This is a genomic window from Serratia nevei (assembly GCF_024160145.1).
Classification (GTDB): Bacteria; Pseudomonadota; Gammaproteobacteria; order Enterobacterales; family Enterobacteriaceae; genus Serratia; species Serratia nevei_A.
The window spans coordinates 73,153-94,517 of the sequence record NZ_JAMYWQ010000020.1; the positions used below are offsets into that span (position 1 = coordinate 73,153).

Below are 21,365 nucleotides of genomic sequence, written 5' to 3' on the forward strand. Positions count from 1 at the left end.
GGGGGCAGATCATGATTACGCCAATGGAAGAAAAGCGCCATAAGCTGTTATCTGAGGTTGCTGACCATGTCGCCGAGACAGCATCTGACTATGGGTGTTCAACTGAGCAGGCCGAGCATCTGGGGCTGGCGGTGGCAAATTTCCTGGCAGAGCATTTCGGTGGGCAGAATTTCACGTTCCCTCGTGATTACGTTTATAAGCTGGCCGTTCGTGATCTGCAGATTTACAACGAGTTCAAAGGCAACAATTGGGCCGACCTGAGTTCCCGATATGGCATTACCGAACGAGGGCTGCGCAAGCTGATTCACCGAGTACATAAACGAGTGATGAAGCACAAGCAGCCGATGCTGGATTTGTTCGGTGGCGGGGAGTAAAATTTTGGGCAGACGACTGAAGTTTTCTGCCCTGTTTTATCTTTCACATACTGGAAATGATTTACAGACCTTGTCCCACTATATCCTCTAACGAATCACTATATCCCCTAATTATCTCGCAGACTCAGCTCCATTTATCTCACTTCTAATCACATAGCTGGCAGATTTATCGGCGCTTCTTTGGTGCCAACACCAAAGAATATTTACGCGATCCGCTATCAACCTTATTTTCTCTTGTATTGCCGCTATTTTTCATCTTTACCTTTGGCATAACGGCAAAGATTATTAACGGCAATCATCAACCGTTCTCCATGCAGGTGAGCGTTGTCGGAGACACGCCGGAAACAGAAGCTCTCTGGCTTAAATTGAATAATTATCCTGGCCTGGCCGTCCAGCGCCAGCTTCGAAGCGATCCGGAATCGCTGGTGCGCGCAAATGAAGTGAACGCGGCGGTGAGCTGGGATGCAGCACAACAGCGCCCTGCGATCACGACGACGGAATCCATGAGCTCCGTCGCTCAACTGGTTTCCGCCGCACTCAATCAACAGCCGGCCGACGCTCAGCAGCCGATACGCTTCATTACGCTGAAAACTGAGCGTTTCAACTATTTTAGTTTTATCTTCCCGTCCTTGCTGACGCTGGCCCTGTTGCAAGTCGCCCTATTTGGCACGGCGACGCCGCTGATCGCCGCGCGTGAAAAAGGCACTTACCGTTATTACGGCGTCATTCCGTTGCCGCGATGGATCCTGCTCGCATCACAAGTCAGCGTCCGCCTGGTGATATCACTGGTTCAGATCGCCCTGTTAATGCTCATTAGCAGTCTGGTCTTTGGCTTCACCCTTCAGCATCCCCTGCTGTTTATCGTGCTGCTCGTCGCCGGCGCGCTGTTGCTGGTGAGCTTTGGGTATGCGCTGGCCGGATTATTCCGCACGAATTCCGTCGCGACAATCGCTCTGACCTTACTCAACTTTTGGTGCATGTGTTTCGGGCAATTGTTCCTCGATCTGAGCGCATTCCCGCCACTCAAATGGTTAATTTTGACGACGCCGGTCGGTTTTGTCTCGGATGCTCTGCGATACGCCATGAATGGCAGCGAAGGCGTATTCCCCTTCTTCATTAACTGTATCGGCATGGCGATATGGGGCGTGATCACGCTGTTTGTCGGCGTTAAGTGGTTCCTTTTCCAGCCAAAACAATCTTAAAAAAACAGGTACGCAAAGATGAAAAACAGATCGGCATCTTGGCATTTTTACAAGCTGTATATCGGTAGCCATCATGATGGAATGGACTTTCTGATCACCCAGGGATTGACCCAAGCACTGGCGTACGCTCCGGATTCTCCTTGGTTCTTCTTACGTTATATCGATGAAAAGGGATTACATTTACGCGTTCGTTTTCTACTGCAGGAAAAGGACAGCCAGCGCCTGGAAACCGCCATTTATGCTGCGCTGCATGATGCGTTGAATAGCCTGCCGCTGCGCCCGGCCAGCCTGTGGACGCCATTGGTCAGCTTCCGCGGCAACACACCGTTTCCCGCGCATGAACTCCCCGTTCATTGCGAACGTGCGGAATATGAGCCGGAAACGGACGTCTACGGGGGCGAAACGGGCATAGGCATCGCCGAAGCGCTGTTTCACCAATCCAGTGACATTGCCCGCGCCATATTGCTGGCTGAGGCAAGCGGCGGCATGACGCGCAAAGAGTTTGCGTTGCCCCTGATGCTGGCCATGTTGGAAACGTTTATTCCTGTCTCCCGGCGTTCCGCCTTCCTTGAAAGCTTCTCGACTTTCTGGCTGGCGGGCTCTGCGGATATCGGGATGATCAAAAACAGCTTTACCGATCGTGCATGGGAACTGATTGATGAAAACTCGGTTCTCCTGTCGCCGCAGATACGGCAAGACGCGCAAAGCGCCGAACTGGTGGATCGCTGGCAGTCTGCGCTGGATCAAACCCGGCGCAGCTATGAACGCCATTGCGAACGATACAGTGATGGCCTCGCGAAAAATCTGGCATTCCAATTCATGCATCTAATGAATAATCGCCTTGGCTTAAGCACGCTGGATGAGGCCTGGTTGGCCGTGTTGCTGAGCAAAAGCCTGGAGAGCGGAGTTATTCATGCATCATCATAACTTTGCCGTTTCCGCGTCAATGCGCCAGAAATATCCGTTCATGTCGCTGCTCTCGCCGCTGACGGGCGTTGTCGGCAGCGTCTACCCGCTGGAGCCGCAGGAGATGCATATTCCCCGTTTTTCGTCGGTCCTGGCCAGCCTGGGCAATCTGTCAATGCCATATCCCCATATCATTGACAATAAAGGCAACGATCTGCAAAAAATCGCGCTTGCCGGCTGCGGCGCCGATGAACACGTCGATATGGCGATCGTCCGCGCTGTCGCCGAAGCGGCAGAGCGATACGCCACCTGCGTCTACCATCCTCGCGATGTTTCGGTGGCCAGCTTCCGCGAACTCGGGGCTGACGGTTTGGCGGCCGACAGCCTGCCACGTTGCAGCGAGGAGGAGCTCGCCGATCCGCTCTGCCCGGTCAAACCCATTGATGACACCCAGCCGTTGCGCTGGGTGGAAGGCTACTCGTTGACGGACTCCCGCCCGCGCAAGATCCCGTTGATCATGTCGCATCTGTATGTGCGGCCCTGGGAAAGCGAGCGTTTCTGGTTGCCGATATCGACAGGCGTCGCGGCGCACACCGACCTCACCACTGCCACGGTAACCGCGATCAATGAAGTCATCGAACGCGATGCGATTGCCCTTACCTGGCTATTGCAAATGCCTTTAGCGCGCATCCGCTTCGATCAACCGGTCCCGGATAAATTACAAGACAAGTTTTCACGCCTGGCGGCGAGTGGGCTGGAACAGCTGTTCTTTGATGCCACTACCGACATCGGCTGCCCGACAATCTACGGGTTGCAGCTACGCGCCGGACATCCGACCTCGGCCCAGTTCGTCAACTGTTCTACGGGGTTCGATCCCTGGGGCAGCTGCGGCAAGATTATCCGGGAAAGCGCCATGGGGCGTTCGGTACTCGAACACCAACTGCCGGTGCCGGACGATATACGCGATTTTATCGCGCTCGAACATGGCGCCATCTTCATGGGGCGGGCCGAACAGCGCTCCGCGTTCGATTTTCTCACCACCAGCGAGCACCAGATGCCGATTAGCCGCCTTCAGGCCGGGCAACCGCAAACGCCGGCAGCACAGCTGAAAAAATTGGTGGCGCGTTTTCGTCAACTCAAGATGGACGTCGTGATAGCGGACATGACCACGGATGAACTGCGCGATGCCGGTTTACACGTGGTGCGCGCCGTCATCCCCGCCCTTTTACCCATGACGGCATGCTATCGCGCCCGCTATCTCGGGCATCCGCGCCTACGGGAACAGCAGCAACGGTTGAGTGAACAATTAGGCAAAGCCGTCACGATAAATCCGTGGCCGCAACCTTTTGCCTGAAGGAGAGTGGTAATGATTATCGTCAGTGACACCGCGTTCGGCAATGACGTGGCCGATTATATGCTCTGCCAAGAAGGGATCTCTCAACTGACATTGGCAACCGCACTGAACTATTCCTGGGCCGACAGTAAGGCTTCATTCGTCGGGATCGCGCTATCCGGCGGCGCGCCGCTTAAGCTCGAACAGCTTACCACGCAGCTGTTTCGCGCCGGGATCCCTCACGCTTGCACCGTGCTGAACGACCATATGCTTTTTTGCGGCCCCCTGGTCATCCCTGGCCCAACCGCCTGTTATTCCTGTGCGGCGAAGCGCCTGCTCAGCCTCGCCGAAACGCCGCGTACGGCAATGATGGATTTGAACCTGCAGCGATATCATGAACAACAGCCGCAGAACGCCTTGCGCGGATATACGCCGGCGCTGGTGTTGATGGCTGGATTACGGTTAACGCAGTATGCGCAGCTCCCCGAAGACCAATTCGGCAAACTGACCGCCGTGAGCTTTGGCAGCAATCGCACCGCGAGCAGTTCCGTGGTGGCGTTACACGGTTGCAGCTGCCGCGAAAACCAGCATATTTCGCAGGCTCAGGGCACGGCCTTGCTGGCCGAACATTTGGAAGGAGCCTTGCGCTAATGAAAGCCACTCACATGTCGACCGTGTTGTCGGGCGCACAGTTTAGCCACCATAACGATCTTTACGCTTTGCTGCCCAAGCGCCCAAAATTAATTCCGGAACTGATCTTCATTCCTGAAAGCGATACCCGCGTAGCCGTGTATGGTGCCTATCAACCGCGCATCCTGACCTGCGTTCAGGGGATAAACACGCTTGCGGCCTTCCTCGAGCGCCTCGATGGCGTCAACGCGCTGGAAAGCGTACTGGCCGACGACGCGACCCTGAGCCGCGAGAATGCTCTGGGCATGTTGTCCTTACTGTTTCGCTATGGCTTCCTTGAAGAAGGTGAAGGCCTGGATGACGGCGCCCCAAGCCATTTGGCAAGCTATTGCGGCCGCTTTGTCGACAATACCCGCCTGCACGCCAACCGTACTGCGGCGTTGAAGTCCGCCCGCCGCCGCAGGGTCGCCCTGGTTTGCCCGGAAGATGTGTCATCGCTGCTGCAACACGCGTTGGCACCTATAACCGCCGGCATTGACGTTCTGACCGAGCGCCCAACGTCTTGTGCCCTCCATTGGGATGATGCACTGATCATTTTTGACGGCAGCGAGTCGGACGCTTTCCGCCAGGCATGCGCCGATGGGTTGCACCAGGCCGGCGTGCGTTATCTGAGCTGCGTTATTGGCGCGGATCGCACGCTGGTGGGCCCCTATACCCTCCCGAACATCAGCGCCAGTTATCAATGCGCTCGCACGCAATGTGAGCTGCCATCGCCCGCCAACGATCGGCAAGAGGTGGCCTTCCGCGCTGTCTATGCCGCCCATGAGCTGGGGCAAATTCTGCTCGGGCTGTCCTCCGAAAGCTACCTCAACAAGGTCGTTTCTCATAGCCATCGGGGCGAGGGGGAGTACACCTTAGCCTATAAGGTCGCCCGCATTCCCGGTACCGTACTAAGCGGTTTAGGCCATGCCGCCTATCTGCCGCCGGGGGAAGAGGCGTTTACTGCCTGGCAGCACCATATCGGCACACGCTTGCCGCCGCAGGGCTTGTTACCACCGCGTTCGCATCAGATGCACTTCACGCTGGATAACCTCAATCGCCACGCCTCAAGGCCGGTCAGGCTGCATGGGCAACAGCATCTCAATCTGCCCGACAGCACATTGGCGGAGCTCTGCCCGCCGCCCTGGCGCATGTCTGCGACGCCGCCACAGCCGTTGACGCCGGCCAATCTGGGCTGGTTGCTGCGCCACGCCACGGGTTATCAAAACAGCGCAGACGGCACATTGCGCCGCATCGCGCCCAGCGGAGGGCAACTGCTCTCGTGCGATATGTTTGTGGTCGTCCGCCGGCCGCTGCCGGAGATGCCTTGTGGGGTCTGGTTCTATCTCGGTGAAAAACACCAACTCGTCAGGATTGACGGTATTGACTGCCAGCAATTGGAGCGCTTGCTCCAGCATCCCGAAGAGCCGATTTCACTCATTACCAGCGGCAACCTGAACCGCGTGCGCGGCAAATATAACGACTTCAGTTATAACATCGTTAACCTTGACGCCGGCGTGGTTAATCAATATTGCGCACTTTCCGCACGCGCAGCGGGCTGGAAGCTGAGAGAAGATCATGGCGTCGACCTGCAATGGTTAGCGTCATTGCTCTTCTTCACTGAACAGGATAACCCCCATATCCTCTGCCAGGTCTTGCATGTGCAAGCGCCCTCGTCGCAGGGTGAGCCGCTCCCTGCTCCACTTTATGAGACGGCGAGCAGCCTGGTCGCCGTTAGCCACCGCCCGCGGCCGGCCGCCGCGCCAGCGTCGCCTGCGCATGCCTCGCTCTCATCACTGGCGGCTGGCCGCCACGATGAGCCGCTCTCCGCGTTGCTGGAACGCCGCAGAGCGGCGTATGACTATGCCGATCGTCCGTTGCCGGAAACCTGGTTGCATACCCTGATCGCCGTCTCGCATGCCGGTCTTGAACAAAGCCGCCTGCGCGGGATGCCGGCGTTACCCATGGAACCCTGGATATTGCTGCCGGAAGCCAGCGGCGAACTTGCCGCGGGCATTTATCAGTGCGGCCAGGCCGATCGCCGTTACTGGCGGAAACGGGATAACGGGTTTGGTCGCGCACATTTGGCGGATTGCATCAATCAATTGGCGTTCCATAAAGCCGGTGCGTTGCTGATGTGGGTTGCCGATCTTGAAAAGACCCTGCATGACCATGGCGCGGCGGGATACCGCATGCAGCTGCAAAACGCTGCGGCAAGCGCGATGCAGTGCTGGCTGGCGGCGCTGGACTGCGGCTTGACGGGAACGCTGGCGGGAGGCGTGATCGAAGAAGGGCTCATTCGTCATGCGGGTGCCGACGGATATCGTGAGGCGCCGCTGTTTTGTCTGGTGCTGGCGTCCCCTCCACCGGCAGAGGGTGTTTAACATGCAGCCTGCATCCATCCTGTTGCGTTTAAACGATGATGTGAAATTGGTCTCTCCGCAAGCGAATGTGACGCTGCTGCTGCAAGAAAACAGTAATGCGCCGTTAAAGCTGAGCGGGTTTTCTGCCCGGCTTGCTCAACAATTGCAAGGGGGCAGCTCCATGGCGGCCCTATTGGCGGCGCTGGCAGAACACCACCCGAACGCGACGCCCGAACAATGCCAACAGGCGCTGTCCGCGTTTCTGCTGCGGCTGAAACAGGCGAATATGATCGTTGATGGCGCGCAAAAGCCGCCTGCGGCGGCGAAAGTGGCCGGGCGATATCGGCTGCCTAACCCCGATCGCGCCGCACATAAAATCGCCACTGTTCTGCGGATGATCCCGTGCTGGTTAGGTTACAGCCTGCTCAGCCTCGCGATTGCCGCTGCCTTGTGGCGTTTCATCGCGTGTTTGCCGGGGCTGAACGCCTGGCTGCTGCAAGGCAAATTGGCCAGCGTTCAGCTGCTGGTCGTGTTTGTCGGCATACCGTTCTGGCTGTTTTTGCATGAAATGGCGCATGCCGTCGTTTGCCGTCTTTACGGCTGCCCGGTTTTGGGCGCGGGTCTGCAATTTCGCGGCTGGTGGCTGCCTTCCGTGTTTGTCAACACCAGCACCATCGCGCTCTTCCCACAGCGCAGCATGAAAGCCTGGGTGGCGATGGCAGGACCATTGATGGACCTTTTATGTCTGGGAGCGCTCGCGGCGCTGAGTGAAAGTGCCGCTGCCACCGCGATACAGCCGTTACTGCTGTTGATACTGTTCGGCCTGCTTTTCAATCTCACCCCTTTTCGGCTTTCAGATGCTACGCGGGCATTTCGCGCCTTTGCCCAACCCGGGGCCAGTAAGAAAACCCGAGTGTGGTCTGCCCGAGGTCGCCGCCTATTCCGCAGTTATTGCCTGCTTTACAGCCTCTGCATGGCGGCGGCGATGGGTTGGCTAAGCATCGTGAGTTGGCAGAAGGTGAACAACTGGTTGGCATCTGGAGTATTATCATGACGTTATCCGCGCAGCCTTTGTTGCTCGTCGCCCCTTTTATCATGCTGCGCACCGCAGGCTTGCCGGCGCAATATGTCAGCCAACTTCCGGATGATTTATCCGCGATTATCCGGCAACACCACTTGCAGGAGCCGGCCTGGCGGCAACTCGGGCAGGCGCTTATCGCCAGGCTGCATGCGAATATCGCATTACCCTCGGCGGACAGTGTCCGCCAGGAAATGATTCGCTGTCGCCGCCATATCTTCAACGATCGTCATTTCAACCTGTCTGCCGAAGTGCGCGCCTGGTTGGTGCATTACGATCCAACCACGCTGGAGCAGTTGACCAACTGGTTGGCGATAGCGGACGAGCGCCGGCAGTTGACGGCGACCTTCAACCAGCGCTGGCAGCAAGTCAACGAACAAACACAGGCCTGGTTGCTTAAAGCCGCCAACGAACCGGCTCTGCGCCGGGCGCTCTGCCTTGCCTCCCCGCAGCTGCTTTGCGATCTGGAACAAAATTGGCAGAGTTGGCCGGCCAAACGGCGCCGGCGCGTAGAGCGTTCCTTGTTTGCCTACATGATTCGAGCGGCGGGCAAGGTCAGCCCATTCAGCACTTTTTCCTCTTTTAGCCTGATCCCGTTTGAAAGCTCGGCCGGCGAAGCCACTCTGCAAATCGGCAAAAGCAAGGTAACCTCGACCGTACACCTCAACCGTTCCATCGCATTAGCCTTGCGCGACGCGCTGTATACGCAGCACTGGTTGGCGAAACATGACCTGCCGCTATGCCGCAACCCCTCCTTGCAACGCATTTCCGCCAGCCAGATGCGCGGCCATTTCTATCGCTATGAGAAACGCCACGGCTTGTTATGGAATGAAGAGCAGCAATTTGTCCTGGGCCTGGAGGCGGCGGAAATTGACGCCGTTCTGAGCGCCAGCCACCAGCAAAGCTGGAGCGCGTGGCGAGCGCATTTCGAGCAGGCCGGGATAGCTCCGCAAGAGGCGGAAAGACTGCTGCGAAAGCTGTTGCGCAAGGACGTATTGCGCCCGACATTGCAGTGGGGAACGCATCATCCGGCCCCTCTGGCCGATGTTGTGGCGCTGATGCCGGCAGAGCTCTCCAGCGATGCACTGCGCAGCCTGCCCGAACTGCCCGAACGGTTTAGCGCGGCGGAAAACGCGGAGCGGGTCACGCTGCTTGAGCAGGCTCAGCAGACGATTCAACAGAGCTGGGAGCGGCTGACCCACCATCAGATGCCCGAAATTCGCAATATTTTATATGAAGACGCCTGGCGAGAAGGGATCAGAATGACATTGCCTGACGCTTTCATTCCCAATGTGCTTGCCCGCGTAGCGAAAGCGGTGGCCAAACGCGCCACGTTGTCGCAGGAGTACCTCTGGCTGCTGCAGAACTTTATCGACAAATACGGCGCGGGCGGCCACTGCACCGATGTCTCATTGTTTTTGCAGCAAAGCTGGCAGGGATTTATTCAATTCACCCAACAACGCATCTCGCAGCCCGCCGCCGCAACGGCCCGCTGGCGGCAGCACAATATCAACCCCGCCGCCCTGAAGCTGCCGGTAACGCTCTTCCTGCAATTGGATGCCCGTCATGTGGGGCAGCTGGCGCATTCCCGGGGCAAAGTGGTGATTAACAATGCGTATTCACGCATCGGCTGGCAGTTGGCGCGCACCACGTTGACCAACGACAGCCAGGCCGACGACAGGCGCCATCAGCTGCAAAACTGGCTACGCCAGTTTGCCGCGCCGGCTTTGCCATTAACCTTCAGCGTCAGCGGCGAGTCCAGCAATCTGCAGGCCCAGGCCCGCCTGGCCGATCATCACCTGTGTCTGGATGAGCCGCCGCAGGTTGCCGGCGACCTGACGCTCGATCGGCTCCAACTGCATCATGATACGCAGAGCGGCCTGCTGAAGGTGACGGACAATCAGGGGCAAGCGTTCCAATTATGTTACCTCGGCGCGGCGACGCCGATGGTGGCGTGGGGAACCAAATACCTGCTTACCGTACTGGCCGAACCGGTTCAGATTGGCCGCCCCGCCTACAAGCGATTAATGGCCGATGAGCTGGATCATGACTTCCGGCATGCCCCGCGCATGGAGGAAGAAGACTGTGTCCTGATCCGTGAAACCTGGTGGGTGCGCTCTTCTCGCATTTTCCATGAACTGTCCGGGCATCCGGCGACAGAACATCCGGCGCGCCTGTTGGCATTGTTACTGAAGAACGGCATTCCAACGGACAGTTATGTGAACGGACAATTCAACGATCATCTTAGCTGGCAGTCATTTAACAACGACAAGATTCGCAAGCCTATGTGGTGCAGGCTGGGCAATTCACATTGCCTTGATCAATTGCTGCTGCTGGCGCGAAAAGTTGACTGGTTAGTCTTCAGAGAGGCTCTCCCGTCACCGGAAAACAGTTGGATGGAAGTGAAGAACGAAACCTATCTCACTGAAATACACACTGAGATGGTCATCCCTGGCGATTATCTCGATGCCTCTCTTATGTTCCCTCTGAAGGAGAAACCCCATGCATAAAGTATCAGGCTTGCTGCTTTTTATCGGCCTCGTCATGTTCGCTGTCGCCCTGGCTCTCAATATCTACAGCAGCTACACGGCGAGCAACGCCAACGGCGCGTCATTGTTCTCCACCAACTGGTGGGCGCGCTGGTTCCCGCTATACGCTGCGGGAGCCGCCCTGCTCTTCATTGGTGTGATCTTGCGTCTGACAGTCGGGGAGCGTTAAGCACCTATGCGTTCCCCATCTTCAGAGGCACCGCGCAACACCGCCCGCCAGCAGGCGCTGCACCTCCTGAACTCGCCTCATACTCCGCCGCGTGGGCGGCCATGGAGCAAAGCGGCGCTCGTCGGGGCGATTGCGCTGGCGTTAGCCTTGGGTCTCGTTGCCGGCAGAGCATGGTTTAGCCAGCCGGCAGCGGCCGAGCACGCCAGCGCTGCCGAGCCTCAGGCCGATACCGCAGCGCCCGTTGCACCAGCGGCCCCCGCGGCACCTGCGCCTGCAGTCACGGCCGCAGGATTCATCAAGGCCTCCCGCCTCTCTACCGTATCGGCAGAGATTACGGGAACGGTGGAAGAGATTTATGTGCAACGCGGGGACAAGGTAAAAAAAGGAGAACGATTGGCATCACTCGATGGGCGTTCGCTAAGAGCACAGCTTGCGTCGCTGCAGGCCAGCCAGCAAATCGCGGCGGGCAAACTCGCGCAGACGGAGTCCCGCCTGCCGCGCGCGCGCAATCAGCTGCAGCGATTGAACCGTTTGTTACCGCTCGACTATGTGAGCCAGGATGATGTCGACAGTGCCAAAGCGGAGCTGGATTCCTTCGAGGCGCAGCGCCGCCAATATCAGGCAGAATTGCAACAAGTGGGCTGGCAGATAAAAGCCAGTGAAATCGACCTGCTGCGCACGGTTATCCGCGCGCCCTTCGACGGCCAGGTGGTTTCGTTAGATGCCTCCCCGGGGGAAACGGTTTCGCCTATTTCCGCCGGCGGCGGTTTCACCCGCACGGGGATCGCCACCATTGTCGGTTTGGATGACTTTGATGCCGAAGTTTGGCTGCCTGAAAGCCAGCTGGCGAACGTCGCGCCCCAACAACGAGTGACAATCAAGCCGGATGGCCTCCCCGATCGACAGCTCTCAGGCACCGTCAACCTTATCTCTTCGGTGGTGGATGAGCAACGCGCGGCGGTTTTAGTCATTATCAAGCTCACTCAGCAACAGCCCTGGCTGAAACATAATATGTCAATTCAGGTAGATTTTTATGAATAAAACGGCAACCGCACCGAGCGATCCGGTCGTACAACTGCAACAGGCCGGCAAAGACTATAAAAAAGGGCGCGAGCACATCACGGTATTGCACGATCTTGATTTTAGCCTGCGCGGTGGCGAGATGGTCAGCATCATGGGGCCATCCGGCTCAGGGAAGTCGACGCTGCTAAATCTGATCTCCGGCGTCAATGTCTGCGATCGGGGCGAGGTATTTTTGCAAGGGTATCCGCTGCATCGGCTACGGCCGGAAGAACGCACCTCGCTGCGAGCTCGCCATATTGGCTTCGTCTTTCAGTTTTATAACCTGTTGCCCGTTCTCAGCGCCGAGGAGAATGTCGCCCTTCCCCTGCACCTTTGGCATATGGACGCCAAACAGCGCCGGCAACGCGTCGACGCCGCGCTGGCGCTGGTTCAGATGGAACACCGGCGCCGCCACTTGCCGGATGAGCTCTCCGGAGGAGAGCGCCAGCGCGTGGCAATTGCGCGTGCGATAGCCACTAACCCGGACCTGCTGCTGTGCGATGAGCCTACCGGCGATCTCAGCCAGGAGGCGGGGGAGGAAATTATGGATATTATGACGCTACTGAGCCAGGAGCAGGGCAAAGCGATCATCGTCGTGACGCATGATATTCAGGTCGCCGCGCGGGCGCAGCGCCAATTCCAACTCAGGGACGGCAAGCTGATCCATAGGGATATGCCATGAGAGCCGTGTTTTACCTCTGGTTGTGGCGCTCCGCCACTGAGCAGTCGAGAAGATTTATCATGATCTTGCTGTTCATCGCCAGCGGCGTCATGTTGCTGCAGCTCATGCTGACCTTTGATCGCGCCTTCAGTTTAAAGGCCAACGATCCGCCCGGCGGAGACAACCGGTTGCTGGTGCTGAATGCCCTCAGTTCCCAGATGCTGCTGCCGCAGTTTTACCATCAGAAAATGGGGCAACTGCCGGCGTTGGATCGGCTGAGCTGGGGAGTTTGGGTCGGTGCGTACTATCGCCATCCCGGATGGTTCGTGCCCGCTATCGCGGTAGAAGACCAACACTACTTTGCCATGATCCCTTCTTTAAAAATAGCACCGGGCTTACTGGAGCGTTGGCAGAATGACCGGCAAGGCGTTCTGGTCGACAGCCGTTTTGCAGCGCAATATCGTTTAAAAGCGGGTGATCGGCTGCCGCTTTCATCCGCGATTTGGAAGCTCGCGCCTAACCCCATTCTCGATCTTTACATTACCGGGATCGTTGAAGAAACCCAAACGGACACCCCTCCCGCAGTCTGGATGCATTATGACTACCTCGACAGCGTCAGACAAAATGGCAAGCGGCTGGTGAGTTTTTTCATGGTGACCCCTAAACCCGGCATGTCTGCGGAGACCCTCTCCCGGCAGATTGATGCCCTGTTTGGCGCGGAGCGGTTGCGCGGCACCACGCAGACAGCCCCCGTACGCATGCATATAAAATTGTTTATGAGTAAATTGTTCGATTTCCATCGCGTGATTTTTTGGGTCAATCTGGCGCTGTGCCTGTTATTGGCGCTGTTGCTCAGCACCAACTTCTATGTCATGACTCATAAAGCCTTGAGCGACTACCGTACCCTTAATTATCTGGGGTTTCGCAAATCACGGTTGATTAAAGCGGTTGCCGTGCAACTCAGCGCCATCACCCTGGCGGGCGCCATCGTGGGCATGGCGTTGTCAGTTATTTTTAGTCTGTTATTGCCGACGCTGTACCCCGCCGTATTAAACGGCGTTGAGCCGCATTTCCGGGATTATGCCATCGGTCTCCTGCTGGTCTTTATTTTGTCCCTGGTCTGCGCATTGCCCTCCCTCTTTCAAATCGTTCGCCTGCAGGAGGAGAGAAAATGAACCCGCGTCCATCCTCGAAAATCCACCAGCTCGGGATCTTGCTGGGCATTGGATTACGCAACTTATGGCGGCGGCCACTTTATCTCACTGCGATTCTCTCCAGCTTCATTTTTCTCGCGGTTATTGTGACATCGTTATTTTCACTGCGCGCAGGGCTGATCGGCGCGCTGGAGTCGAGTGCAGAACCCGGCCTGTATTTTGCGCAAAGCAAAGACTCCTCCTCCGAACTGACCAGTACGATAACGCGAACGCAGGCGGCGCAACTTTCGCGCTTGCCCGGCCTTGTTGCGGCCTCGCCGGAGTGGGTCGTTCTGGTGCGACTCCGCCCTGACAACGTGGAAAAAGAGTATCTGGTGCGCGGCGTGACGCCGGCGGCATTCACGCTGATGAACGCCAACAACGGGCAACCGCTGGTCACCCTCACCCGCGGCAGAGCATTTCAGCCGGGACAAAATGAGCTCGTCGTCGGCGCTTCACTGGCGCGACATTATCCGGCGTTCCACGTGGGCGAGACCATTCGTCTGCACGATCGTAATTGGAAAATCGTCGGTGAATTTACTACCGGCGGCTCACCGCGGCAGTCCGAGTTCATGGCCGATCTGGAACATATCCGCACCAGCTGGGGCGCGGGACTGGATTACAACCTGGTGGCATTGACCAGCAATGCCCCCTCTGTCGAGCAGCTGCAGCAAGCCATCCAGGGGACGCTCAATGACCGAGTCGCCATTAGCGACAGCCGAACCTACTATGCCGGCAGCAGCGAAGGGTTGGGCCAGGTGCTGCTGTGGTTCGGCCTGTTATTTTCATTGCTGGCGGGGGTGTCGGTGACTGCGGGCATCATCGCGCTCTGCGAATCGCTCATCGCCAACCAACAAGACCAGCTGGCAATAACGCTGTTGCTGGGATTCGGCAGGGTTATTGATGTGTCTTACCTCTGCCAAACCCTCTTGCTGGGCCTGGCAGGCTCTTCCATTGGCGCCTTGTTGAGCATGCTGTTGTTCAACGGCATCACGTTCACCACGTTTGGCCACGCGCATGAGCTGGTGTTCCCCATGTTGGTCAGCGGGAAAATGCAGATGATCAGTATCGCTTATGGCGTATTCATCAGCTTTGTCGCCTCACTGTTTGTACTACCGGCCATTCGCGCAGCGACAAAGGGAAAATAATGCCGGGCGCAACGGAGAGCCGGCTAAAAGAAAGCCATGCGTCGCCGCAAGGGAGCGGCCCAATAGCGATTAAAGAATGTTAGCCACTTAATTAATTGCGGCATTCATTGAATGAAATCGCGCAGGTGAAAAAACCAAAGCACTGAATATCAATTACACAGAGATATTGACTTGATTTTGCATGCCAAAAGAAAAATGGAAAGCCTGCTAACAAGGCGCTTGAATACCATTCCAGGACAGGAGCCAGAGAAAAAATGAATGACTTATCCCTTAATAAAACTCCCCTGGCGGATACCCAGCAGGGTGTATGGTACGCGTCGCAAGCCAGCCACTCTTCCAAACTCTATGCGACGGCGCAAGCCCTGCGCCTGCACGGTGAAATTAATCGAACATTATTGCTCAACGCCATCGAACTGGCTCTGCAAGATATTGAGGTGCTCAACCACCGGTTCCTCGACATCGATGGCATCCCGTCTTTCGGCATCCACCAGCCTGCAGGCCGCGTGACCGTTTGCGATCTCAGCCATCACGCAGATCCGGAGGCGCTCGCCTGGCGCGCAATGGGAGAGATAACGCAACGGGAACAGGGGCCGGATAATTTACACCTTCATGAACATCAGCTGTATGTTTTGAATGAACGCGAAGTGATATGGTTTTCCCGCATACACCATATCGCTTTCGACGCCTACGCCTATTCCCTGCTCCATCGCCGTGCGGGGGAGCATTACCGGGCGCTGTGTCAAGGAACGCCGCCGCCGCCCAGTCGTTTTGTCAAACTGACGACGCTCTGCCATGACGACGCCCACTACAGGCAGAGCGCGCAGTATGCAGACGATCACCGCTACTGGATGCAGCGCTGCGCGCAGCTGCCTGCACCGACATTTCTTGGTGCGCCGGCGCAAGCCATGGCCGAGCACACGTTGGAAGTCGAGACCATTATCGATGCCGAAGTGGCGTTAGCCCTGGACAGTTTCTACCAAAGCAGCGGGATCGCACTATCCGACGTCTTGCTCAGCGCATTTGCCAGCTATTTCTCCTGTTGCCAGTCGGGCGAGCGGCAACTGTTGTTCGGCCTGCCCTGCATGGGGCGGCTTGATACTTATGGCGCCCAGGCGGCGGTCACACGCAGCAATATCCTGCCGCTTCTGCTGGATTTGCCGCAGCACGCGCACTTTCGCGACGTTTGCGCCGCCGTCGCCCGCAGCCGGCGCGAGCTGCTCGCGCATCAGCGCTACCGCGGAGAATGGATCGGCCGCGCTATCGGCAGGGTCGGTGATGCGTTGCCCCTTTACGGCATCGAACTGAACATCTTGCCTCCGCCTGCGACACTCGATTTTGCGGGGCTAAACGCCACGGTCAAACATGTCGCCACCGGCCCCGTACGCGATCTTAACCTCCATCTGGAACTGGGTACGGACCTGCAACCGCGCCGCCTGCGTCTTATTGCCAATGCCGCGCGCCATCATCACGCAGAGCTGCAATTGCATGTGCGGCGGCTGTTGCATTGGATCATGCAGTTGGTTGCAGCGCCGACCCTGCCGCTGCAGCAACTGACGCTGGCGGCGCCGGCGGAACTGGCGTTAATCGCGCAATGGAACGACACCGCCCAGCCGTTACCCGCCAACACGATCCTCGACCTGTTCCTCAAACAGGTTCAAGCTACGCCGCATCAGATAGCCGTGCTCGACGAAAATGAACGGCTGAGCTATTCGGCGCTGGAACTGCGCTCACGGCGGTGCGCGCATGCCCTAGAACGCCATCTGCAAGGCGCTCACGGCCAGGTGATCGCCGTCACACTTGAACGCAGCGTGGCCTTAGAAGTGGTTCTGCTGGCCATTATGCGCGCCGGTGCCACGCTATTGCCGTTGTCGCCCGAGCTGCCGACGCGGCGACAGCAAAAGATGCTTGAGCAGGCCAATGCGGCGTTGCTGATAGCCGATCGCGCCGATGACGACAGGTTGCCGGCCAGCGTTCCCCGACTCGATCTCGCAGCGCTGTACTCACTTGCCGGCCATCAGAGCGCCGCTTTGCCGCTCGTCACACGGCAAAGCGGCGCAGATCCGGCTTATATTCTGTTCACCTCCGGTTCCAGCGGCGATCCCAAAGGGGTGATAGTGAGCCATCTGGCCCTGGCCAATCGTCTGCAATGGATGCAGGCCGAATATCCGTTAGGGCCGCAGGATCGCGTACTGCAGAAAACGCCGGCCACCTTTGATGTGTCGATTTGGGAATTTTTCTGGCCGCTAATCGGAGGCGCAACCTTGGTGATGGCGCGACCCGGCGGCCATACCGACCCGGCGTACCTGCTGAATTGCATCGTGCAGCATCGCATCACAACGCTGCACTTTGTTCCGTCGATGCTAGCGCTGTTTCTCGACGCCGCCGAGCGCAGGCCCGAACCGCTGCCGCTGCTCAGAGTATTCGCCAGCGGGGAAGCCTTGTCGCCGGAACTGGCCCAGCGGCACCGGGCATTGCTGACGGCGCCTTTGCATAATCTTTACGGCCCGACGGAGGCCGCCATCGATGTCACTTACCACGCGCTGGGCTGCACCGACGAGAAGCGCAGCGTGCCTATCGGCCGCCCCATTTGGAATACGCGCATCCACATGCTGGATCCCTACGGCAACACCACCCCCATCGGCATCGAGGGGGAATTGCACATTGAGGGCATTTGTCTTGCTGACGGCTATGCCGGCCAACCCGAGCTGACGGCAGAACGGTTTTTCGCCACGGCGGACGGCAAACGGCTTTACCGCACGGGAGACCTGGCGCGCTGGCGCCCGAATGGCGAAATAGATTATTTGGGGCGGTTGGATCACCAGATAAAAATACACGGGCAGCGTATTGAGCTGGAGGAAATTGATTCGGTTCTCAATCGACACCCACAGGTGCTCCAGTCTTGCGCCAACATGCATGAAGGGCGCATTGTCGCCTATGTCGTGGTCACCGGCACCGAAGCCGATGAAAAAGCCTTACTGGCGCTCTGCCGGGAATATCTCCCTGCCTATATGCTGCCACAGTGCCTGGTGTTTCTCTCCGAACTGCCGCTCAGCCGCAATGGCAAACTGGATAGAAAAGCGCTGCCCGCCCCGCAAAGCCCGCAATCACACGGCGGCGGCATACCCTCCACCTTGACGGAGCAACGGCTGTGCGAATATTTTGCCGATGCGCTGCACCTGCCTGCCGTGGCACCTGAAGCCAACTTCTTCGAACTGGGCGGCAACTCGCTGAGCGCCGTTGATGTCGCCGCCCGCATTAACGCCGGCCTGGGTTGGCAAATCACCATCGCCAGCATCTTTGCCCATCCTTCTGCTCGGGCGCTGGCCGAACAAGGGCAGCACTCAGCGCCGGATATGCTCGATGCCACACTGCTGCTGCGCCCTGGTGCCGGCGCTTCGCAAAACGCGCTGCCGACGCTGTTTTGCATCCACCCGGCCGGCGGTATCGCCTGGTGTTACAGCGGCCTGGCGCGTTTTCTCAAAACGCCGTGTGAAATCGTCGGCTTGCAAGCTCAAGGCCTGACGCCGGGCAGCAATATCACCCGAACGATGGATGAAATGGCCGCAGAATATGCCAGGCGCATACGCGCCCATCAGGCAGAAGGGCCTTACTGGATCATCGGGTGGTCGGTTGGCGGTATGATCGCCCACAATGTCGCCATTCACCTGGAGCAACAAGATCAGCAGGTCGAATTGCTGGCAATGATGGATGCCTATCCCAGCGATCTGTGGCGACGCTTCGCTTTTGAAACGCTTAATGTCGAAGAAGAGGAAAGCCTGGCGCTGGCCGCCCTGTTGTTCATTGCGGGCATCGCCTTGCCCTTCGATCAAGAATTGCCTTCGCTGGTCGTGCCGAAAGGCGAGATCCTGCAACGTGCGGAAACGATCGCCCTGTTGCGAAAACACGGCAGCGCCCTGGCCAGTCTGGATGACGGCACGCTCGACCGCCTGATTGACGTGGTGATCAATAGCCGTCGCCTGGTCGGCCAGTCGGAGCACGGCCACTTCTACGGTAATTTGCTGTTCTTCACGGCAGCGGCGCCGCGCGCAGAAGATTGGTTGGATTTGGCGGCCTGGCGCCCCTATGTACATGGACGAATAGAAAATATCGACATCGATTGCGATCACCCCGCGATGGCCAGGGCAGAAGCACTGCGCGACATCGCCGGGCATCTGGATGCCGCTTTCGCACGTTTCGCGCAGCGCGCGTCCGCATCAGAACTGAACTAAACCATAGAGTACATCACCCAATGAGCGATTCTTTTTTACTTAAGGACCTGGCGGAAAATTTAGTGCCTTTCACGGCACACCAGGTTGCGTCCTCTCTCATTTGGTCCGCCGAAGAAAAGGCAGACGGCGAAGCGCTGCACGCCGCGTGCAGCTATCTGGTCACTCCCGACGCGCCAGGCGCCGCCAAAGTTTTTCAGGCGGAACGTTACGGCGGCGGCGGTATTCAACGTAACGGCGGCGGCGCCCGCTGTGGTTTTGATGGCCGTTACCAGGTGAAAGGAATTGGCGCTAACCCCCTGGTCGGGCAAGGTTCGGATTGGTATCACTCCAATGGCGAACTGCGTGCCGAACAGGCGATCTATGAAGCCTTATGGAGCGAAATGCTGGCGCAGACATTGCCTTATGGTGCGGCGCGCACCCACGCGATTTTGCTCACCAACAGCTATACCCATGGGGATTTCACCCGCACAAAGGGCCGCTCTCGCCGCGCCCTTTTGGTACGCGATCCCCTGGTCCGCCCGGCGCATTTTGAACGAACGCCCTACTTCCGGCCCAAAGCGGAATATGCCGGGCAGCTCATGCATGATGTTCAACGGGTTAAATCCGTGCTTCGCCGCCTGCCGGACTATTTGCCGGTCCCCACGGCGGGCTTCAGCGAGCAGGCCGCTCGCGATCCGCGGCGCCGCTGCCTTGAGGGGATGCATGAGCTCACCAAACGTCTGGCACGGCAAATGGCGTTTTGCCGCACCCGCTTCCTGATGTTGACCACCTCATCCTCCAACATCACCATGGACGGCAGGGTATTGGATTTTAACGGGCTAACCTGTTTATTCCCCAGCGATCATCATTACGATTTCGAGTACCAGCTCAAGTTTGCACAATTGATGAGAGAACCGGCAATCATTCAGAACAGCCTATCCGAGCTGTGCTTCTACCTCGGGAAGTACCTGTTTGATCGGCCTTTCATTGCCATTGCCCAGCAACAGGTAAAAACGTATTTCTGGCATTTTTTTCAGAAGGCCTGTTGCCGCGGCTATTTGACGTTACTGGGCATTCCTGTCGACCTGTTGTCACCGGCTGAAACCCCAAAACCCTTAGAGAGGCTGGCAAACAGCTTCTTGCAGTTGCTTATCCACCGTTGCCGAAAGCTCTATGTCTCAGCGGAACTCGCGGCAGACGAATCGCCGCTGGAACGTTTGGCCGTAACCTTGATTCGTTGCAGCCAAGGGCACCCCGTCCCCGCGCATGACGATTTCTCACGGGATGCGCGTTTTATGGAAACCCTGCGCGCTTTCTCGCAGGTCAATCATTGGTTGGTCGAAACCTGCCGCACCCAGGGGATCGATGCCACCGTTATTCAAAAAGGCATGGCGCAACAGGCTTGCCTGAGGCTACGGCCCCGCCCCCAGTGCGGGAAAATACAGATGCTCAACGAAATCACGGCGCTGGTGGAGGCCAATGGTGATGACGACCAACGCTTGCGGCAACTATTAACCGACATGCGGATAAAGGCGGTAGCCTTCGCCAAAGAAACCTTTGGCGGGCAACCGCTTGTCATCCCCTCCAGGAGAAATGAACAAGCATGACGCTCTATATTCGAGAAACCGCCGGCGGCCAAGATCAATGGTCAGACTATGAGCAGCTTGGTTTTGCCGTGAGCTGCATGTTACATCACCGAAATTACAGCCTTCATCCGATAAAAAGCGTTCAAGAGCGCATGATATTTGCCATACAGCACGGGCAGATCAAGTTTCTTTTCGACACCAATGACCAACCGCTGGCCTATGTTCTCTGGGCTTATCTGACGGAAGACACCGAAACGCAATTGCGGCGCGATCCGGGGTTCCCACTCCACCCTTCCGAATGGAATGAAGGAGACAGGATATGGTTGCTCGATTTCTGTTGTCGGCCAGGCTTCGCGCCTCAGGCAATCAAACGCTTCAACAAGCTCAAACCGTGGGGAGAGGGCCAGGTGCGCTGGCAGAACAGAAAGAGAAAAGTAATGACGCTGGCCTGATCCGCACGGCCCGGTCCTTAAATAAAACGTATGGAGAGCTCATCGATGGACGGATTTGTACTCATGGCGATCAAACGAATCGCGGTAGAAACAGCATTTTTCTGTGAAAGCCCCTATGACAGCGATAACGGATTTGAGCGTCTGATGGTTTGCAAAACCCGTAGCGACTTGAACAGCAGCGCGTTTGGCGATGTCTTCCTGCATCCGTTTCTTCGCGGCAAAAGCGTGGAAGAAATAAAATGCGTTGTCTTAAATTCGGCAATTCAATTGATTGTTGCGATTAAATGTCAATACCGATCGAATTGTGACCCACCCTGCCAAAGTAAAACGGACCCACCCCTGATCGTGGTTACTCAGAAACTTCGGCTTGCGCCTGTTTCTTAAGTTGGCCACTTTTTAATTTGTCCTTCAG

Annotated in this window: 17 protein-coding genes; all 17 read left to right on the forward strand. The window is 57.5% G+C overall.

The window, feature by feature from the left end; genetic code table 11:
• Positions 1-11 precede the first annotated feature (11 nt).
• The 17 genes from M6G53_RS15180 to M6G53_RS15260 all read left to right on the forward strand — a co-directional run bounded on the left by M6G53_RS15180 (position 12) and on the right by M6G53_RS15260 (position 21,337).
• Positions 12-374, forward strand: coding sequence for a Mor transcription activator family protein (locus tag M6G53_RS15180; protein ID WP_041033460.1), 363 nt, complete (start codon positions 12-14; stop codon positions 372-374).
• Between the two features lie 164 nt (positions 375-538).
• A complete protein-coding gene (locus M6G53_RS15185; RefSeq protein WP_366519500.1) occupies positions 539-1,576 on the forward strand; it encodes an ABC transporter permease in 1,038 nt (345 codons plus the stop codon).
• An 18-nt stretch (positions 1,577-1,594) separates the two neighbouring features.
• Positions 1,595-2,503 carry a thiopeptide-type bacteriocin biosynthesis protein gene (locus M6G53_RS15190; RefSeq protein ID WP_253332671.1) on the forward strand — a complete coding sequence of 303 codons (909 nt, stop codon included), beginning with the start codon at positions 1,595-1,597 and terminating at the stop codon, positions 2,501-2,503.
• Entirely contained in the window at positions 2,490-3,836 is a 1,347-nt protein-coding gene (locus tag M6G53_RS15195; protein ID WP_253332673.1) for a YcaO-like family protein, read from the forward strand. The genes M6G53_RS15190 and M6G53_RS15195 overlap by 14 nt, the downstream gene beginning before the upstream one ends.
• A 12-nt stretch (positions 3,837-3,848) precedes the next feature.
• A complete protein-coding gene (locus M6G53_RS15200) occupies positions 3,849-4,466 on the forward strand; it encodes a hypothetical protein (RefSeq protein ID WP_253332675.1) in 618 nt (205 codons plus the stop codon).
• Positions 4,466-6,868, forward strand: coding sequence for a nitroreductase family protein (locus M6G53_RS15205; RefSeq protein WP_253332678.1), 2,403 nt, complete (start codon positions 4,466-4,468; stop codon positions 6,866-6,868). Before M6G53_RS15200 ends, M6G53_RS15205 begins: the two co-directional genes overlap by 1 nt.
• 1 nt (position 6,869) lies before the next feature.
• Positions 6,870-7,901, forward strand: coding sequence for a PqqD family peptide modification chaperone (locus M6G53_RS15210; protein WP_253332680.1), 1,032 nt, complete (start codon positions 6,870-6,872; stop codon positions 7,899-7,901).
• The gene (locus M6G53_RS15215; RefSeq protein ID WP_253332682.1) at positions 7,898-10,435 is read left to right on the forward strand and encodes a lantibiotic dehydratase; all 2,538 of its coding nucleotides are present in this window, start codon (positions 7,898-7,900) and stop codon (positions 10,433-10,435) included. The genes M6G53_RS15210 and M6G53_RS15215 overlap by 4 nt, the downstream gene beginning before the upstream one ends.
• Complete coding sequence (locus M6G53_RS15220) at positions 10,428-10,643, forward strand: hypothetical protein (protein ID WP_253332684.1); 216 nt, start codon at positions 10,428-10,430, stop codon at positions 10,641-10,643. Before M6G53_RS15215 ends, M6G53_RS15220 begins: the two co-directional genes overlap by 8 nt.
• 6 nt (positions 10,644-10,649) lie before the next feature.
• The gene (locus M6G53_RS15225; protein ID WP_253332686.1) at positions 10,650-11,684 is read left to right on the forward strand and encodes an efflux RND transporter periplasmic adaptor subunit; all 1,035 of its coding nucleotides are present in this window, start codon (positions 10,650-10,652) and stop codon (positions 11,682-11,684) included.
• Positions 11,677-12,387 carry an ABC transporter ATP-binding protein gene (locus M6G53_RS15230; RefSeq protein ID WP_253332688.1) on the forward strand — a complete coding sequence of 237 codons (711 nt, stop codon included), beginning with the start codon at positions 11,677-11,679 and terminating at the stop codon, positions 12,385-12,387. The genes M6G53_RS15225 and M6G53_RS15230 overlap by 8 nt, the downstream gene beginning before the upstream one ends.
• Positions 12,388-12,446: 59 nt before the next feature.
• Positions 12,447-13,541, forward strand: coding sequence for an ABC transporter permease (locus tag M6G53_RS15235; RefSeq protein ID WP_253332693.1), 1,095 nt, complete (start codon positions 12,447-12,449; stop codon positions 13,539-13,541).
• The gene (locus M6G53_RS15240; RefSeq protein ID WP_253332695.1) at positions 13,538-14,707 is read left to right on the forward strand and encodes an ABC transporter permease; all 1,170 of its coding nucleotides are present in this window, start codon (positions 13,538-13,540) and stop codon (positions 14,705-14,707) included. Before M6G53_RS15235 ends, M6G53_RS15240 begins: the two co-directional genes overlap by 4 nt.
• Positions 14,708-14,961: 254 nt before the next feature.
• A complete protein-coding gene (locus M6G53_RS15245) occupies positions 14,962-18,936 on the forward strand; it encodes a non-ribosomal peptide synthetase (RefSeq protein WP_253332699.1) in 3,975 nt (1,324 codons plus the stop codon).
• A gap of 20 nt (positions 18,937-18,956) precedes the next feature.
• Complete coding sequence (locus M6G53_RS15250) at positions 18,957-20,522, forward strand: MchC protein (RefSeq protein ID WP_253332702.1); 1,566 nt, start codon at positions 18,957-18,959, stop codon at positions 20,520-20,522.
• Entirely contained in the window at positions 20,519-20,953 is a 435-nt protein-coding gene (locus M6G53_RS15255) for a toxin-activating lysine-acyltransferase (protein ID WP_253332704.1), read from the forward strand. Before M6G53_RS15250 ends, M6G53_RS15255 begins: the two co-directional genes overlap by 4 nt.
• A 45-nt stretch (positions 20,954-20,998) precedes the next feature.
• The gene (locus tag M6G53_RS15260) at positions 20,999-21,337 is read left to right on the forward strand and encodes a hypothetical protein (protein ID WP_253332706.1); all 339 of its coding nucleotides are present in this window, start codon (positions 20,999-21,001) and stop codon (positions 21,335-21,337) included.
• The last annotated feature ends 28 nt before the right edge of the window (positions 21,338-21,365 follow it).